Origin of the sequence: Aminobacter aminovorans (assembly GCF_900445235.1) — a bacterium.
Lineage (GTDB): Bacteria > Pseudomonadota > Alphaproteobacteria > Rhizobiales > Rhizobiaceae > Aminobacter > Aminobacter aminovorans.
This window is the reverse complement of sequence record NZ_UFSM01000001.1, coordinates 4708561-4725982: the sequence shown is the minus strand read 5'-3', so window position 1 is coordinate 4725982 and position 17422 is coordinate 4708561. Positions and strand designations below refer to the sequence as shown.

The window sequence follows — 17422 nt, the reverse complement described above, 5'->3', positions numbered from 1 at the left end:
CTTCATGAAAACGCCCGGCATTGCCGGGCATTTTGGTTTGATCAGCCAATCAGGCTGTAAAGGAAGCGCAAGCTGATCAAGAGCAGGAAGATGCCGAAGGCGACCTCCAGCTTGCGCTTCGACAGGGCATGAGCGAGCTTTGCTCCGAGCGGTGCGGTCAGCACGCTGGTCGGCACGAACAGGATCAGTCCGACGAGCGAGACATAGCCGAGCGACAGCGGAAACTGCAGCGCTGCGACATCGGGATATTCTGCAGCGCGCGGCCAGCCGGCGTAGATGTAGCCCAACGCGCCCGGGATCGAGATCAGAACGCCGAGCCCGGAGGAGGTCGCCACCGCCTGGTGGATCGGCCGGCCATAGAAGGTCATGAACAGGTTGGAGAGCTGGCCGCCACCGATGCCCATCAGGCTCGACAGCACGCCGATGACCCAGCCATAGACGTTCATGACGATCTTGCCCGGCATGTCGAGGCCGAGCCGCCACGAATCCTTGCCGAACAGCAGCCGGATCGCCGAAATGCCGGCTACCACCACGAACACCGCCTTGAACAGGTCGGCGGGCGCATAACGCGCGATCACGCTGCCCATGGCGACGCCTATGATCACGGGAAGCGCCCACTGTTTCAGGATCGCCATGTCGACAGCGCCTTTTGTCCGATGCGCATTGAACGAGCGGATCGAAGTCGGGATGATGATCGCAAGCGAGGTGCCGACGCAGAGCGGCATGCGCACCTCCTCCGGCACGCCGACGGCCTGGAACAACTCGTAAAGCACCGGCACGATGACGGTGCCGCCGCCGACGCCGAAGACGCCCGCGAGCAGGCCGGTGATGGCGCCGGCGCCGAGCAGCGCAACAGCAAGCCAGATGATTTCAAACGTCGATATGCCGGCCATGTAGGGGATCTCTTGGCAAGTGCGGATGGAGCGAGGCGAACCAGGCGGGCATGGACGTGCCCTGAAGATCTCTCGCGATTGACGCGGGGACATATGACATGAAGAGCCGGCCCAGTCTTCCCCTGAAAACAGGGCAAGAGGCCGGGCCGATCTCAGGCGAAACGACGGAACTGTTTCGCGCAAAACCACCTGGATGGGTAGTTGCCTGCCAAGTGTTGTATCCGTATGAATATAACGAATCCGTGGCCCGCGACGGGCTGGACCAAATGGTGGAAGGAATTCTGATGGTCACGCGTAGGAGTTTTGGGGTGCGGCTTGCCGCGATGGCTGGTGGTCTTGCCGCTGTGCTGGCGCTCGGCCTGCCTGCCGCGCGGGCTGATGGCGACGTCGTGGTGTTTGCGGCAGCCAGCCTCAAGAACGCGCTCGATGCCGTCGATACGGCCTGGAAGGCCGAGGGCGGCAAGTCTGCCACTGCCTCCTATGCCGCGAGCTCGGCGCTGGCCAAGCAGATCGAAGAGGGCGCGCCGGCCGACGTGTTCATCTCGGCCGACCTCGACTGGATGAAGTATCTCGCCGACAAGAAGCTCATCAAGGACGGCTCCGAGGTGAAGCTGCTCGGCAACCGCATCGTGCTGGTGGCCCCGAAGGATTCGGCTGCCAAGGCCGATATCGCGGCGAATTTCGACCTCGCCGGACTGCTCGGCGAAGGTCGCCTCGCCATGGGCGACGTCAAGGCCGTGCCCGCCGGCAAATATGGCAAGGCCGCGCTCGAGAAGCTCGGCGTCTGGGCCTCGGTCGAAGGCAACATCGCCCAGGCAGAAAACGTGCGCGCCGCCCTCAAGCTGGTGTCGACGGGCGAAGCTCCGCTCGGCATCGTCTACCAGACCGACGCCACGGCCGAGCCGGGCGTCAAGATCGTCGGCATTTTCCCGGAAGAGACGCATCCTCCCATCGTCTATCCGGTTGGCGTGACGGCGGGCTCGAAGAACGCAGACGCGGAAGCGTATGTGAAATATCTTCAGTCCGCCAAGGCCAAGGAGCTTTTCGTGGCCCAGGGCTTCACCGTGCTGGCGCCGGTCCAATAGCGACTGGTTTACCCCTATCGGCTAGGCTCTGTTTTTGTGAATGTCGTCCCATCTCGCATCGCGGGGTGGGACGGACTTTTTGAGGGAATGCGAGCGGGGAATGATGGACCTCACTCCTGACGAATGGAATGCGGTCCACCTGTCGATCAAGGTCGGGCTGTGGGCGATGGCTGCCAGCCTGCCATTCGGCATTGCCATTGCCATGTTGCTGGCGCGTGGCAATTTCTGGGGCAAGTCGCTGCTCAACGGCGTCGTCCATCTGCCGCTGGTGCTGCCCCCTGTCGTCACGGGTTATTTGCTGTTGTTGAGCTTCGGACGCCGCGGACCGATCGGCTCTTTGCTCGATCAGTATTTCGGCATCGTCTTCTCGTTCCGCTGGACCGGTGCGGCCCTTGCCTGCGCGATCATGGGTTTTCCTTTGATGGTGCGGGCCATCCGCCTGTCGATCGAAGCCGTCGACCGGCGTCTCGAATCGGCGGCCGGCACGCTCGGCGCCGGCCCGCTCTGGGTGTTTGCGACGGTGACCCTGCCGCTGATACTGCCCGGGGTCGTTGCCGGCATGATCCTGTCGTTTGCCAAGGCGATGGGCGAATTCGGCGCCACCATCACCTTCGTCTCCAACATTCCCGGCGAGACCCAGACGTTGCCGTCCGCGATCTACACCTTCACCCAGGTGCCCGGCGGCGATGCGGGCGCCATGCGTCTGACGCTGATCTCGATCGCCATTTCGATGATCGCGCTGGTCGTCTCCGAAATCTTCGCCCGCCGCATCGGCCAGCGCCTGGATGCCGGATGATGCTGCTCGTCGACATCCACCATCGCCTCGGCGCGTTCGACCTCGAGGCTGGCTTTGAAAGTGCCGGCCGCCTGACCGCCTTGTTCGGTCCGTCGGGGTCGGGCAAGACCTCGCTCATCAACATCATCGCCGGACTGATACGGCCCGACAGCGGGCGCATCGTCATCGACGGGCGGACGCTGGTCGACACCGCACAGCGCAGCTTCGTGCCCGTCCATAGGCGCCGCGTCGGTTTTGTCTTCCAGGATGCACGGCTGTTTCCGCATCTCAGCGTGCGCTCGAACCTGCTCTACGGTCGCTGGTTCACGCCACAGGGGGAGCGTTATGCGGAGTTGGAGCGGGTCGTCGAGATGCTCGGTATAGGCCATTTGCTGGCGCGGCGTCCGGCGCTGCTGTCGGGCGGCGAAAAGCAGCGGGTTGCCATCGGCCGGGCACTGCTGGCCAGTCCGAAGCTGCTGCTCATGGACGAGCCGCTGGCCTCGCTCGACGACGCGCGCAAGTCTGAGATCATGCCCTATCTCGAACGTTTGCGTGACGAGACGAAGATCCCGATCGTCTATGTCAGCCATTCCATTGCAGAGGTGGCGCGGCTTGCCACCGACATCGTCGTGATGGCCAATGGCAAGTTGGCCGCCTCTGGCCCGACCGGCGAGATCATGCGCCGGCTCGACCTGTTGCCGCCGGAAGAGGTGGGCGAGGGCGGTGCCGTGCTCGACATGAAGGTGCTCGGCCATGACGCAGCCTTCGGCATGACAGTGCTTGGCGCTGGTGCGGGTGAAATGCGCGTTCCCCGCATCGACCGGCCGATTGGTGCCGCGGTGCGCGTCCGCATCCGCGCCCGCGACGTGATGATCGCGACCGAGCGGCCGAAGGGGCTGAGTGCACTCAACATCCTTGCCGGCCATATTGCCGATATCAGCCAGGTCGACGGTACCCAGGTCGATCTCAGGCTCGACTGCCATGGCGACATGCTGATGTCGCGCATCACCCGCCAGTCATTCGAGACGCTGCAGCTTGCTGTCGGGCGCGAGGTGTTCGCCGTCATCAAGACAGTTGCTTTCGACCGCGCCAATCTTTCTCCAGGGGTACCGCTTGTGATAACCAGCGACTGACTGGAGCGAGCCGATGCCATCTCTGACCTTGCGACTTTATCTCGACCCGACGGGACGTCTCGGTCCAGGCAAGGTCGAACTTCTCGAGCAGATCGCCGCCACAGGCTCGATCTCGGCTGCGGCCCGCGCGATGGAGATGTCCTACAAGCGCGCCTGGGACCTTGTCGAAGAGATGAAGGACATGTTCGGCAAGCCGCTGGTGGCCGCCAAGACCGGTGGCAAGCATGGCGGCGGCGCAGAGCTTACACCTGTCGGCGAAGATGTCGTGCGCCGGTTCCGCGACATGGAGCGCGCGGTCCACGCGGCGGCAGCGCCGTATGTCGAGGCGCTGCAGGCCGAGGCTGACGCGAAGTGATTATTTGCCGAGTTCGATCGAGCGCAGCCGGGCCGCTTCGACAGCTTCGGTGAGCAGGTTCTTGAGGCGATCCTCGCCCATCAGCACGCCCAGCGCCGCTGCCGTCGTGCCGTTCGGGCTGGTTACCTGGCGGCGCAGAACGGCCGGGTCTTCGCGGCTTTCGGCGGCGAGGCTCGCCGCGCCATAGACGGTCTGCATGGCAAGAAGGGCCGCCGTCTTCGGCGGCAGGCCGGCGTTCTCAGCCGCTGCCGTCAGGCATTCGATGAAATGGAAGATGTAGGCCGGGCCCGAACCGGACACCGCGGTGACGGCGTCCATCAAGCCTTCGTCGGCGATGGTGGCGACTTCGCCGCTGGCCGACAAAAGGTCGCCGACAACCTCCTTGGCCGCTTCGGTAACGTGCTCGTTGGAATAGACCACCATCATGCCTTTGCCGATCGCCGCCGGCGTATTGGGCATGCAGCGCGTGATCGGCGTGTGGCTACCGAGGATGTCGGCGAAGGTCGCGACGGGCGTGCCTGCGGCGACCGAGACGAAGGTCGCCTTGCCGTTGCCGAAGCGCCGATAGCCAGAGGTGACCTCGCGGATGACCTGCGGCTTGACGGCGATGACCACGATCCCGGGATCCGCATCGGCGGGAATGCCACCGACTTCCGAAGCGACGCGGCTGCCGAGATCGGCAGCGCGGGCGCGAAGCTCCGCATTGGGTTCGACAACTAATGTTTCCTCGGGCGCGAGCTTGCCCGAGTTGAGCCAGCCCGTGAGCATGGCGTAGCCCATGTTGCCGCAGCCGGCGAGGATCAGTCTGATGGTCATGCAAAGCCTCCGAACAGAACTGACATAGACCGTCTTTGAGCCAGGCGGAAGGGTGCAACGCCACTTCAGCGTGTGTGGTCCAGCACCTTGCTGAAGGCATTGGTGAAGGTGACGCCGCCATGCGGGCCGGCCTCGGCAAGCACCACGTCCATGAAGGCGTCGGTGACGCGTACAAGGGCGAAGCCACCCATGAAGGCCGCCTTCGGCTTGAACAGGTCGAGCCCGTCGCGGCTGTAGATCATCGTCGTCTCGTGCTGGTGGCCGTGGAAGACGCCGATCACGTTGTGGCCGGCGATGGCCGAAAGGAGCGCGCGCCGGTCGTCGTCGCTCCACCAGTGCGGCTTGCCGCTGCCGGCTTCGTCGAATGTGTGGGCGTCCGGGTCCCAGCGTTCGGTCGAAAACGCATCCCAGCCATAGTGCTGGAACAGGATCACCGGCCGTCCGTCGCCGGCATTGTCGTCGAGGTCCCGCTTCAGCCAGTCGAGCGCGCTCACCGCTCCCTTTGATGTGTCGCCTGCAAAGCGATGCGTCTGCACCAGGTGCAGCCCGCCCCAGTCCCAGGAATAGCAGTCGGACAGCGCATCGTAGATGGCCGCCGGCACCGGCGGTTTGAAGAACACGCTTGGGCGGTGGTTGACCTCGACATAGTCGCGCATCTCGCGCCGGTACCAGTCGACATGCGGTGGCGGGCCGTCCTGGTCGAGGTCATGGTTGCCGAGCCCGACATAGACAGGCACATGCACACGGTCCGGACCGGCACCTTCCTGGTAGCGCTGGCTGAACTGGAGGAGCTGGGTGCCTTCATGCGGCTGGGTCACCTGGCCGCCGCCATCGTCGGTCATGTCTCCGCCGACGACGAGGCCGAGCGGGCGGCCGATCCTCTGGCCGGCACTCGCCAGGCCGCTTGCTGCGCCGCCGATTTCGCGCGGCCATGCAAATTCACCGACCTCGTTCAGCGCCGCGATATGCCGACGCAGGTTCTGGTCGGTCTTGCCTTCGGCCTGGCAATTCGGGCTCAGACCGCTCGCCATGCGGCAGGCGTGGATATCGGCGGCAAACAGGAACGTCGCGTCGGTTTTCGGGCGATTGGCGCCGCGCGCCGCGGGAGTTGCAAGCAGCGAGGCGATGCCGAGGCCCAGCGTCTGGGCGAGCATCCGGCGTCGTGAAACCAGGGGGGCCATGGCATGAGAATGGCTTGGCCACCGGGGCGGATCAAGCGGGTTTTGTCAGCCGGTGCTCTTGCGGATGACCATGCGCGAGACCATCCGCAGCCCCAGGACACCGAAGACGAAGAACATCCAGACCGGGTCGATGCGGCGGAAGAAGAAGCTTTCGAGGAAGGCATTGAGCGCGGTGAACAGCACCACCATCATGAAGAAATCGCCGAGGAAGACGTTTTCCTTGTAGAGCGGGATACGCATGTAGTCGCGCAGCGGCGCGATCAGGAAGACATAGACGGCGACGGCAAGCGCGGGCAGACCCATGGTCACCGCGATGTCGATGTAGCCGTTATGGCCGTGCACGATGAAGCGGATGTCCCAGCCCTGGTCGTAGGCGTGGCCGATGCCAGTCACCAGCGGTGTGCGCCAGAAGCTTTCATAGCCGTATCCGAACCACGGCTTCTTGGCGATCATCTCGCCGGCAAAGGCCCAGACTGTGGTGCGCCCGGTATACGTGAGCTCGGGGAAATGGTGCGTGGCCAGCTGTTTCAGCGGCTCGATGAAAACGATGCCGAGCGTGGCCAGCGCTGTGCCGACGACGGTTAGCGCAAACAGCATCGGCGTGCCAAGCCGCATGCCGACCGTTCCGGGCAAAAGCACCAGCATGATCGACAGCGGGACCAGCCCGGCCGTGGTCTTCGAGCCGGTGTGGATCATGAAGAACATTGACATGGCAAGCAGGATGTAGCCCGACCAGCGCCAGTGTCGGCGGATCAGATAGATGCCTGCGAAGCTGAAGCAGGCCATGACGGGCGCGGCGATGTTCTTGTGGCTGAAGGCGCCGCGCCACAAGCCGGCATGCTCGGGCTCGAAGCCGTCGGCACCATGGATCGCTACACTGGGATAGAGGATGACGCCGGCGTAACTCAGCCCGACGACGACGAAGCCGGCGAAAACCAGCACAGTCGAAAAGGAGTCGCCATCGCGCGGCAAGGCGAGCACGGTCGCCATGGCGAGGATGCCGATGATGGTGAAACTTGCCGCCCGGAACGCTCCGGCTGGGTCGGCGGCTTCGCCGACCGATATCAGGAAGAAGCACAGCAAGACGAACCAGGGCAGTCCGGCAATGGCGCGAAGCCGGGCCGGGTTGGCCATGGTGGCGAGCGCGAAGATGGCGAAGGCGCCGACCGAGCCGAAGCCGAGCTGGTTGACGATGTCGCCGCCTTCGACGGCGCCGGCACCCGCCGGCTGGAACGGCCTGAACGAGACGATGACGATGGTCAGCACCAACGCCGCGACCGCGGTGGCGACGCCCGATGCCGTGAACGCCGCCGTCAGCGGCGCCGTGTCAGTTCTTCTCGGGCTGACGATACTGCTCATTGGCATAACCAAACTCGGCCATCACACGGCCAAGTGCCACATGGATCGGGTACAGGGCGACCGATGGCGAGCCGGTCTCGACAAGGCGCTTCATCGCACGCAATGGCGAGGCGCCAAGCAGCGCCAGGCTTTTCAGGAAGACGCGGGTGTTGGCAAACGGCGTGCCGGCATGTTTCTTCTTGGCGACGAGCGTCGAGATGACCCCGTTGCGCAGGCCGCGCGCCCGGATCCAGTCGGCCTCGGTGCGCCGTGCCGGAACGGTCTCGAACAGTTTCGCTTCCGCACACCAGCCGAGCTTGAAGCCTCTCTGTGCCGAGCGGCTCAGGAAATCCGAATCGCCGCCGCCCATGAAATTGAAACGCAGGTCGAGATGGGGCGGGCCCATGGCCAGGAGAACGTTGCGGCTGACCAGCAGGTTGCCCGAGGAATAGAGAGCGCCGACTTGGCCGGTAACGGCGTAGGGCGGAGCAAAGACCGGATGCGTCGCCCAGGCCTGATGCGCCGGATCGGCGAAGACAGGCACCTGTGGCCCGCCGACGATGTCGACGCCGAGGCGTTCGGCAGCCAGGCACATGGTTTCGAGCCACAAGGGATCGGCCAGTTCGTCGTCGTCGATGACCAGCAGCCGGGTGAAATTCGGAAAGCGCAGCAGGGCGGTGTGCCACCCGGCATTGTAGGCGCTGCAATTGCCGCGTTCATGCGCGACGATGACCAGCCCGGTCATCGCTCCACTTTCAAACAGCGGCAAGGCAGCGCGCATGCCTTCATTGCCTTCGTCGTCATTCTCCATGACGATGACGGCGAACCTGCGCGTGGTCTTTTGTTTGGCAAGCGAATCGAGCGTTGCCAGCACTTGCTGCGGCCGGCGAAAGGTTGGCAGCGTGACAACCACCTCGACGTCGTCCACAGCCAATGCAGGCGAAGTGCCGGCAATGGTCACGGACTTGAGCGGAGGTATAGCATTCATGAGAAGCCGCCGGTTATTGATGCCTCTTGGCTATCACGGGCGCCATAACGGTCAGTTAAACACGCCGGGAACGAACTGCGGATTGTCAGGCAGGTTCCACAAGCAGCTGAAATTGCTTAATGAAGACTTCACCGCGCTTTGTTAGGGCATAGGCAGGAACTTGTCGTGATGCATCTGCTGTTTGCCACATCCATCGTGCCTGACGGAGCACTCTCGTCGGGCTACGAGATCGCCAACCAGGCGATCATCGATGCGCTGCGCCGGGCCGGCGTGCGCGTGACGGTGCTTGGCTTCGGCTGGCCGGGCAAGCCGCCCTCCGACCCTGAAAACACCGTCCTGCTCGGTTCGCTCGACGTGCGCACCGATGCCGCGCCCTTGCCGCGCAAGCTTGGCTGGCTAGCGGGCGCGGTCGCGTCCGGGCTGACATTCGCCTCGGCCAAGCTGCGCGTCGTCTCCGATGAGACGGTGCGTCAAGCGATCGAAGCGGCGGGGCCGTTCGACGGCTACATCCTCAATTCGGTCCAGATGGCTGCTGCGTTCGAGCGCATGTTTCAGGACCGGCCCTCGATCTTCGTCGCGCATAATGTCGAGTTCCGCTCAGCAGCCGAGAATTCCCGCGCCGCAAACGGCGCCTTTCAGCGCCTGCTGTTTCGCCGCGAGGCAAGACTGCTCGAAGTCATTGAAAAGCGTCTGTGCCGCAATGCCCGTTTCGTCTTCACGCTCGCCGAAGAGGATCGCGCCGAACTCGGCGTTGCCTCCGACACGCGTTCGGTGGCGCTGCCTTTGGTCACCCGGTCACAGCCTCCGGCACGCCAGGGCAAGCGCGACATCGACTGCGATGCAGCACTCATCGGCACCTGGACCTGGGAGCCGAACCGCATCGGCCTCGACTGGTTCCTCGGCAAGGTCGTGCCGCATCTGCGCACCGATTTCCGCATCCACATCGCCGGCAGTGTTCCGGCTGGCGTGTCCTCGCCCCATCCGGGCGTCAAATTTGTCGGGCGCGTGCCCGATGCCCAGGACTTCGTGCGCAGTGCTGCCGTCATCCCGCTCGTCAGCACGTCGGGCAGCGGCGTCCAGCTCAAGACGATCGAGACGTTCGAGCTCGGCCTGCCGTCGGTGGCAACAGCGCATTCGCTGCGCGGCATCGCCTACAAGCCGGCCAATTGCACCATGACCGACGATCCCATAGCGTTCGCCAGGGCGCTTGAACGAACCGTCGAGCAGAAGATCGCGGATGTCGACGGTTCGGATTTCCATCGCCGGCAGATCGCCGCTCTCGACCTGGCCGTGGCAGGTGGCCTCGCCAGGCTCGGCGCAGGCGCACACGAGGTGGCGGCGTGAGCATGACGATTTCAGAAGTGGCCGCACCCTACCGCAGCATCCTCGGCATCCGGGTCGCCAGCTTGCGGCGCGACGAGGCGATCTCGTTGCTGGCGCAGATGATCAGGGACAGGATCTTCACCAAGGTCAGCTTCCTCAACGCCCACAACGCCAACATCGCTTGTTCCGACAAGGATTTTGCCGCGGTGCTGAACGATTTCCTGGTGCTCGCCGACGGCATCGGCGTCGACATTGCCGCGCGTTGGCTCTATGGCGCGCCGTTTCCCGACAATCTCAACGGCACGGATTTCGTGCCGGACCTTTTGAAGGCGAGTGACGAGCCGCTGACCGTGGCTCTGCTCGGCGCCAAGCGCGCCAATGCCGAACGGGCGGCCGCGCGCCTCAGCCAGATTGCCCCGCAGCACAAGATCGTCGTGGTTCACGACGGCTTCTTCACGGCTGAGCAAGAGCCCGGGATCGTCGCCGCCATCGGCAGCCTGCGCCCCGATATCCTGCTTGTCGCCATGGGCGTGCCGCGCCAGGAAATGTGGATCGCGCGGCATATGCGTCCTGAACATTGCACATTGCCGATCGCCGTCGGCGCGCTGCTCGACTTCCTTAGCGGCTCGGTCCCGCGCGCGCCGGCATGGATGCGCCGGCTTCGCCTCGAATGGCTGTTCCGCCTGCTTATCGAGCCGGGCCGGCTGTGGCGGCGCTATGTCGTCGGCAATCCGCTGTTCCTGTTTCGCGTGCTGCGCCAGAAGCTTGGCGGAGGAGAACGCTCTTGAACGCCAAGGCGATGTCTCCGGTCCCGGACGCGGCACTGATCACGGCGAGCTACGCCGCCGATTTCGAACGCTGCCGCCTGCTGTGCGAGACCGTCGACCGCCATGTCACCGGCGCCTCGCACCACTATTTGCTGGTCGAGCACCGCGACGTCGCCTTGTTCCGGCAGCTTGCAGGCAGGCGCCGTACGGTCATCGACGAGCGAGAACTTTTGCCGTCCTGGCTGCGCGACATTCCCGACCCGACGAGCCTGTTCAAGCGGCGTATCTGGCTGAGCCTCAAGGCGCCGCCGTTGCGCGGCTGGCATGTGCAGCAATTGCGGCGCATGGCGATCGCCGAAAGAATCGAGCAGGAAACGCTTGTCTATGTCGATTCCGACGTCGCCTTCCTCAGGTCGTTCGATTGCGCCCGGTTCTGGCGGGACGGCAAGCTCAGACTGTTCCGGCGCGACGGCGCCTTGCTGAAAACAGGCCACGACAACCAGCGCATCTGGTCGACCAACGCTGCTGTCGTGCTCGGTATCGCCGCGCCTGAGATTTCGCCGCACGATTACATCTCGACACTGATCGCCTGGCGCCGATCATCGGTGCGCGACATGATCGCCCGTATCGAGCAGGTCAGTCGTCGGCACTGGGTCGAGGCGGTGTGCGCCCGGCGCAAATTCTCCGAATGCATGATTTACGGTCGCTTCGTCGACGAGGTCGCTGGTGGCGCCGGACATTATGTCGGCTCGGAAGAGTTTTGCCGGGTCCACTGGACCGGCACGCCGCTGACCGACGCGCAGTTCGAGGCCTTTGTAGCCGACATGTCGCCTGAGCAGGTGGCGATTGGCATGCAGTCCTTCATCGGCACCGATCTCGGCCGCATCCGCAGGCTTGTCGCCGCCTGAGGTTTAGATTGCCTTGGCCGGCCGCCGCAACGCCGAGTAGGTGACGGTGGCCGACGCCAGATAGAGCAATGCGAACATGCCGTTCAGCATCCACACCAGCGTTTCGGTGTCGGCGAGACGCATCAGCAAAAGTGACAGCAAGGCTGCCTTGAGGCCCGCCAGCATGGCGAGGTTGGCGGCGCGGATCAGCGTCTGTCCGCGCGCAAACAAAAGCTCGGCGTGATACTCGACGAGATTGCGCAAAGCCGGCACGAACAGGGCCAGCCCGACCAGCGGGGCTGCCTCGGCAACATTGCGGCCGAGGAAGTTGGGGTAAAAATACAGCACCACGGCGAGAAACAGCAGTGCCGAGGTCGAGACGACAAGGATGCCGGCCTCGATGCCGATCTTGACCTTCAGCCTGGCGAGCATCTCGGGCATGCGCATCATGCGCTGGACCAGCATCATCGAGAAGGTGCGGATCGGGATGGCGGTCAGATCGACCAGCCGCATGACGATGGCATAGATGCCGGCGAGATGCGGACCGCCCATGGCCAGCACCAGCAGCTTGTCGAACTCCATCTGCAGATAGAACAGCACCTCGGCGCCGGCGACATAGATCGAGTCCGACAGCCGCCGCCAGTAGAGATCGGGCGTCAGCCTGAGCCTTTGGCGGGGGTAGAAGAAGCCAAAGGCCAGGACCAGCGATACGATGTTCGAGGCGATGTAGAACCCAGACCAGGCTTCGACCGTGTGACTTGGCCAGAAGACGAACAGGGTGGCGGCGGCGGCCTTGATCGCGGCTGTCAGGATCGCCAGCACCGCCGCGCGGCCGAAACGGCCGAGGCCATTGTTGACGATCATCGCCACTTCGACCGGACGCCACAACAGCGCCTCGGCAAAGATGACCGCGCCAAAGATGGCGGCCGGCATGGATGTCGAAAAGAACAGGAACCATGTCAGCGTCGAAGCGGCGACGAGCACGGGCAACGACAGCGCGGCGAGCATCAGGAAGCCCGCGGTATAGCTGCCGATCAGCCGCGGCCGGATCGTTGCCGTGCGGTAGAGCGCCGAGATGAAACCAAAGGCCAGCGTTCGCGACAGCATGACGCCGGCGGCCGACGCTGTAGCGAACAGGCCGAAATCGGCGATCGAGAGCGTGTTGGCGAGGGCGATGAAATATATCAGCGAAAAGACCAGCCGGCCCATCGAGCCGCTGACCGCCGAGAAGTAGTCGCGCAGGACTGCTTGCCGCTGCACGACGAAACTGCCGATCCGCTGGCGCAACGTCGTGCGCGATATGTCGTTCGCCTTGGTCATGATCCAGTTGAACGATAAGAGCCAAAGCTTAATGTGCGGTTCTGCGATGAACCTCTATATACTGCCGCAAAGCAGGAATTAACGTTTTGTTACCCATGTCTCTTTAGCGTGGGTTAACGACCGGACAGGTGATCCGGACTAGACCTTTGGAAGTTGCCGAACCATGGCCGAATCTGGAAACCGCGAGGACTGGAGGCGCAAGCGCTCGTTGCTTGCGCTGGACCGGGACGACGCCCTTCCGAAGCCGCGCGGCTCGTCTGTGCTGTCGATGTCTTCGGAAGACGACGGCCACAAGGAGGATTTCCAGGACCCCGCGACCCGCCACCGCATGGCGCGCTACAGGCGCGAGGCCGAACGCGCTGCCCGCGAGCAGTTGGCCGAAAAGCCGTCGGCACCAGAAGCGCAGCCGGTTGGCCAGCAGCCGGCGCCGGCCGCGCCCGAATTCCCAAGCGACACGCGGACACCGGCTCAGTTGTCGATGATTGGCAACTGGCGCGACAGGGCACTCGGCTCGTTCGCGCCGGAGCCGCTTGCGGCCATGCCGGAGGCGCTGGCCGCGGCATCCGACCAGCATGGTGGCCACGACGATGTCCGCTGGCAGCCGCTGATCGACCCGATGGCGGTCATCGGCGGCATCACCCGTTCGAAACTGCTGATCGCCTCGACGACACTCGCCGGCGCGCTGCTCGGTGTGGCGCTCGCTCTGTCGACGCCCAAGAAATACGAAGCGTGGACCGAGATGATCGTCGATCCGCGCAACCTCAGGCTTTCCGACAAGGAACTGACCGTCGGCGACCTGCCCTCGGATGCGACGCTGGCGGTGGTCGAAACCCAGGTGCGCAGACTGACCTCCGGTTCGGTGCTGACCAAGGTCGTCGACAAGCTCAATCTGGCCGAGGATCCGGAGTTCAACGGCAAGGCGGGTGGCGGTTTCAGCATTGGCGGCTTCGTGCGTTCGCTGATCTCCTCCAACCAGCCGACAGGCGACGATCCCGGGCGCCGGCATTCGCTTGCTGCGGAACACCTTTATGAGGCGTTGACCATCCAGCGGGACGTCAACACGTTCGTCATTTCGGTCGGGGCGAAGACGGAGGATCCCGAAAAATCGGCGCTCATCGCCAACACGATGACTCAGGTGTTCATCCAGACCTTCGGCGAGTTGCAGGCCGGCACTGCCGGGCGCGCGACCGACGAGCTGACCCGCCGCCTCGACGAGCTGCGCAAGTCGGTTGAGACGGCCGAGCGCAAGGTCGAGGCGTTCAAGGCCGAGAACGAGCTTATCAATCCGCAAGGGCGCCTGATCACCGACGACGAGATCCAGCGCGTCAACGACCAACTGACCGCGGCACGGGCGCGCACGCTCGAACTCAACGCGCGCGCTGCCTCGACCCGCGACCTTGGTGTCGATTCCGTGCTGGCGGGCGCCTTGCCCGAAGCGATCGGCTCGCCGGCGATCACCGAATTGCGCGCGCAATATGCGGCGCTGACCCAGGATGCCGACCGGGCCGCAGTCAGGCTTGGCCCGCGCCATCCGGAGCGTCTCGCCGTCGAGGCCCAGCTCAGCGGAGCACGCGAGCGGATCGCCAACGAACTGCGCCGGGTCGCCGGCTCCATTCAGGTCGAACTCAAGCGCGCGGTCCAGACGGAACAGGAACTCGCAGCGCGCCTTGCCCAGCTCAAGGTGCGCCAGAGCGATGTCGGCAGCGAGATGGTCACGCTGCGCGAGCTTGACCGCGACGTTGCCGCCAAGCGTGCCGTCTACGAAGCGACCCTGCTTCGGGCGCGTGAGACCGGCGAGCAGAGGGACATCAATTCGGGCAATGTGACCATCATTTCGGACGCATCGCCGCCGCTGCAGTCGACAGGACCGTCGCGCATGACGATCGCGTTGGGCGGCATGCTGCTCGGCTTCGCCTCGGGCGTCGGCTTGGGCGCCATGCGTGGGGCCCTGCAGAGCCTGCGCAACACGGCGAGGCGGCGCAGCCGCGTGAAACCCGATGCGCTTCGCGAACAGGCAACCGCGAACAACCAGCCGGACAATCGCGGTGAGCCACATGCTCCAGGAGCCGACACGGCGCCGGTCATGCCATCGGTGACGAGCCCTGTTTCCTCCACTGGCGCCGATCCGGTCATGAATGCCTCGCAGCTGCCGCTGTCATCGCAGACACAGCCCATGCAGCAGCAGCCTGGGTACCAGGCGCCGCAAGAAGGCTTCGCACCGTCCTATGCGCCACAACCGCAGCCCCGCTATGCCGAGCCGCCGCTGCAACAACCGGACTACGCAGCGCCGCCGCAGTTTCGTCCGTCCTATCGGCAGCGGCCGCCGGAATATTACTCCGCGCCACAGCCAACTCCCCAGGCCGAGGCGCCCGCTCCGCAGAGCCAGATCGACGAGATCAGCGCAAGCCTGCGCGAGGTTCGCAAGGAGTTGAACCTGCTCAGGGAGCGGCGCTCACGCCGATACTTCTGAAATTCTTCCCGGCGGTTTCGAGTTTACGGCACCGGACGCCGCAATGGCGAGGTTGCAGGTCGAAAATTTGATGACAATGCCGGCCGAAGCATGCTGCAGACGGAGTGAGCCATGGCTGAGATCATTGACGGAAAGAGTGTCGCAGCCGAGGTCGTCGAAGGCGTCAAGAAATCGGCAGCCAGGCTTGCCGAGCATGGCGTGACGCCGGGACTGGCGGTGGTCATCGTCGGCGAAGATCCGGCAAGCAAGGTCTATGTCGCCAACAAGTCGCGCACTGCCAAGGAATGCGGCTTCCATTCGCTCCAGCACACGCTTGCGGCTGATACCTCCGAAGCCGATCTTGTCGCGCTTGTGGAAACGCTCAACGTCGATCCGGCCATCCACGGCATTCTCGTCCAGCTGCCGCTACCCGGCCATATCGACGCCGGCAAGATCATCCAGACGATCGCGCCCGACAAGGATGTCGACGGCTTCCACTTCATCAATGTCGGCAAGCTTGCCACCGGCGAGCTCGACACGGCACTGGTGCCATGCACGCCGTTTGGCTCGATGCTGCTGATCGAACGCAAGCACGGAAAGGACCTGTCCGGCCTCAATGCCGTCGTCGTCGGTCGCTCCAACATCGTCGGCAAGCCGATGGCCAATCTGCTGCTCGCCGCCAATGCCACCGTAACCATCGCGCACAGCCGCACCAAGGACCTGCCGGCTCTGTGCCGCACCGCCGACATTCTGGTCGCAGCCGTCGGCCGGCCGGAGATGGTGAAGGGCGATTGGGTCAAGCCAGGCGCCACCGTCATCGACGTCGGCATCAATCGCATCCCGGCGCCCGACAAGGGCGAAGGCAAGTCCAGGCTGGTCGGCGATGTCGAATTCCCCTCGGCCGAAAAGAGCGCCGGTGCCATCACGCCGGTTCCCGGCGGCGTCGGGCCGATGACCATCGCCATGTTGATGGCCAACACGCTGGTGTCGGCTTACCGCCACGCCGGCCTCGAACAGCCGGGCTTTTGAATGATCGCGGCGTTGTTGAAACCGGCGCCGCTTCCTTGCTCAACTCGGTGCGTTCTGTAGATTTGGTCGCGATGTCAGAGCCCCACCCCGAAGGTCGCCAGTTCGCTTTCCTGCTGGTCGACAAGTTCTCAATGTTCTCGCTGGTCGCCGCTATCGACACCTGTCGGTCGGCCAACCGCCTGCTTGGCCGCGATGTCTATGGCTGGACCACGGTGTCGGCCGACGGCGAGGCGGTGATTGCCTCCAATGGCCTGCCGCTCAAGGTCGACTATTCGGTCACCGACGTGCCGGCGGTCGACATCATGTTCGTCTGTGTCGGCGTCGCCACCGAATTTGCCGGCAAGAGCAAGGTGCTCGGCGCGCTTCGCTCCTGGGGCCGGCGCGGTGCGGCCTTGGGCGCGCTTTCGGTCGGCTCCTACCTGCTGGCTGAAGCCGGCCAGCTCGACGGCTACCGCTGCACCATCCACTGGGAAAACCGTGCCGGCTTCATGGAGAAGTTCCCTGAGATCGAGTGCACCAACAACGTCTTCGAGATCGACCGCAAGCGCTACACCTGTGCCGGCGTCACCACCTCGATCGACCTGATGCTCGAGATCATCAAGCGCGACTTCGGCGCCAACCTCGCCAATGAGGTCGCCAACCAGTTCCAGCACGAGCGCATCCGTTCGGCCGGCGATCGCCAGCGGGTCGGCCCCGAACGCGACCTGACCGGCAAGTCGGACAAGCTGAAGCGTATCGTCGAATTGATGGCCGACCATCTCGACGAACCGCTGTCGGCGGTGCAACTGGCAAAGACGGCAGGCCTGTCGGTCCGCCAGGTCGAGCGCCTTTTCCTGCGCCATCTCAACGTGACGCCGGGCCGTTACTACATGCGGCTGAGACTCGAGCGCGCCCGCGAATTGCTGCGCCAGACCAATTTGCCGATCCTCGACGTTGCGATCGCCACCGGCTTCACCTCGCATTCTTATTTCGCTCAGAGCTACCGGCTGCAGTTCGGCCGTCCGCCGAGCGAAGAGCGCCGCACCACCTATTGATCGGCCTCAGGGTTGTCAGCCCAATGGCCCTTGTTTAGCTTCGCTGCAT

Annotated in this window: 16 protein-coding genes; 10 read left to right on the top strand and 6 right to left on the bottom strand. The window is 64.3% G+C overall.

The genetic code is table 11. The features are described 5' to 3' along the window. Positions 1-41: 41 nt before the first annotated feature. Entirely contained in the window at positions 42-893 is an 852-nt protein-coding gene (locus DY201_RS23275) for a sulfite exporter TauE/SafE family protein (protein WP_115733274.1), read from the bottom strand. Between the two features lie 284 nt (positions 894-1177). Here DY201_RS23275 and modA point away from each other — a divergent pair, with 284 nt between their 5' ends. The 4 genes from modA (at position 1178) to DY201_RS23255 (ending at position 4241) form a co-directional block, all read left to right on the top strand. Next, on the top strand, positions 1178-1978 hold the full coding sequence (modA, locus tag DY201_RS23270; protein ID WP_165915801.1) for a molybdate ABC transporter substrate-binding protein: 801 nt from the start codon (positions 1178-1180) through the stop codon (positions 1976-1978). A 103-nt stretch (positions 1979-2081) separates the two neighbouring features. Beyond that, entirely contained in the window at positions 2082-2774 is a 693-nt protein-coding gene (modB, locus tag DY201_RS23265) for a molybdate ABC transporter permease subunit (protein WP_172582963.1), read from the top strand. Further along, on the top strand, positions 2771-3886 hold the full coding sequence (gene modC / locus DY201_RS23260) for a molybdenum ABC transporter ATP-binding protein (protein WP_115733272.1): 1116 nt from the start codon (positions 2771-2773) through the stop codon (positions 3884-3886). Before modB ends, modC begins: the two co-directional genes overlap by 4 nt. Positions 3887-3899: 13 nt before the next feature. Continuing rightward, on the top strand, positions 3900-4241 hold the full coding sequence (locus tag DY201_RS23255; protein WP_067965287.1) for a winged helix-turn-helix domain-containing protein: 342 nt from the start codon (positions 3900-3902) through the stop codon (positions 4239-4241). On the opposite strand, the gene proC is transcribed toward DY201_RS23255, so the two are convergent. The 4 genes from proC to DY201_RS23235 all read right to left on the bottom strand — a co-directional run bounded on the left by proC (position 4242) and on the right by DY201_RS23235 (position 8564). Further along, positions 4242-5057 (bottom strand): pyrroline-5-carboxylate reductase, encoded by an 816-nt coding sequence (proC, locus tag DY201_RS23250; RefSeq protein WP_115733271.1) that lies wholly within the window; start codon positions 5055-5057, stop codon positions 4242-4244. Between the two features lie 65 nt (positions 5058-5122). After that, the gene (locus tag DY201_RS23245; RefSeq protein ID WP_245432075.1) at positions 5123-6211 is read right to left on the bottom strand and encodes a metallophosphoesterase; all 1089 of its coding nucleotides are present in this window, start codon (positions 6209-6211) and stop codon (positions 5123-5125) included. Between the two features lie 72 nt (positions 6212-6283). Continuing rightward, the gene (locus DY201_RS23240; RefSeq protein ID WP_115733269.1) at positions 6284-7597 is read right to left on the bottom strand and encodes an O-antigen ligase family protein; all 1314 of its coding nucleotides are present in this window, start codon (positions 7595-7597) and stop codon (positions 6284-6286) included. Further along, on the bottom strand, positions 7566-8564 hold the full coding sequence (locus tag DY201_RS23235) for a glycosyltransferase family 2 protein (protein ID WP_115733268.1): 999 nt from the start codon (positions 8562-8564) through the stop codon (positions 7566-7568). Before DY201_RS23235 ends, DY201_RS23240 begins: the two co-directional genes overlap by 32 nt. A 168-nt stretch (positions 8565-8732) precedes the next feature. On the opposite strand from DY201_RS23235, the gene DY201_RS23230 reads away from it, so the two are divergent. From DY201_RS23230 to DY201_RS23220, 3 genes are read left to right on the top strand one after another with little or no spacing between them, the layout of a single operon-like run. Next, on the top strand, positions 8733-9908 hold the full coding sequence (locus DY201_RS23230; protein ID WP_115733267.1) for a glycosyltransferase: 1176 nt from the start codon (positions 8733-8735) through the stop codon (positions 9906-9908). A gap of 2 nt (positions 9909-9910) precedes the next feature. Next, on the top strand, positions 9911-10675 hold the full coding sequence (locus tag DY201_RS23225; protein WP_115733266.1) for a WecB/TagA/CpsF family glycosyltransferase: 765 nt from the start codon (positions 9911-9913) through the stop codon (positions 10673-10675). Positions 10676-10686: 11 nt separating this feature from the next. Next, positions 10687-11562 (top strand): DUF6492 family protein, encoded by an 876-nt coding sequence (locus DY201_RS23220; RefSeq protein WP_165915817.1) that lies wholly within the window; start codon positions 10687-10689, stop codon positions 11560-11562. Between the two features lie 3 nt (positions 11563-11565). Here DY201_RS23220 and DY201_RS23215 read toward each other — a convergent pair whose 3' ends face one another. Then, positions 11566-12861 (bottom strand): lipopolysaccharide biosynthesis protein, encoded by a 1296-nt coding sequence (locus DY201_RS23215; protein WP_115733265.1) that lies wholly within the window; start codon positions 12859-12861, stop codon positions 11566-11568. 163 nt (positions 12862-13024) lie between these two features. Between DY201_RS23215 and DY201_RS23210 the strand changes: the two genes are divergently transcribed. The 3 genes from DY201_RS23210 (at position 13025) to DY201_RS23200 (ending at position 17373) form a co-directional block, all read left to right on the top strand. After that, positions 13025-15331 (top strand): GumC family protein, encoded by a 2307-nt coding sequence (locus tag DY201_RS23210; protein ID WP_115733264.1) that lies wholly within the window; start codon positions 13025-13027, stop codon positions 15329-15331. 111 nt (positions 15332-15442) lie between these two features. Continuing rightward, the gene (gene folD / locus DY201_RS23205) at positions 15443-16339 is read left to right on the top strand and encodes a bifunctional methylenetetrahydrofolate dehydrogenase/methenyltetrahydrofolate cyclohydrolase FolD (protein ID WP_115733263.1); all 897 of its coding nucleotides are present in this window, start codon (positions 15443-15445) and stop codon (positions 16337-16339) included. Between the two features lie 71 nt (positions 16340-16410). Then, complete coding sequence (locus DY201_RS23200; protein WP_115733262.1) at positions 16411-17373, top strand: GlxA family transcriptional regulator; 963 nt, start codon at positions 16411-16413, stop codon at positions 17371-17373. Positions 17374-17422 lie beyond the last annotated feature (49 nt).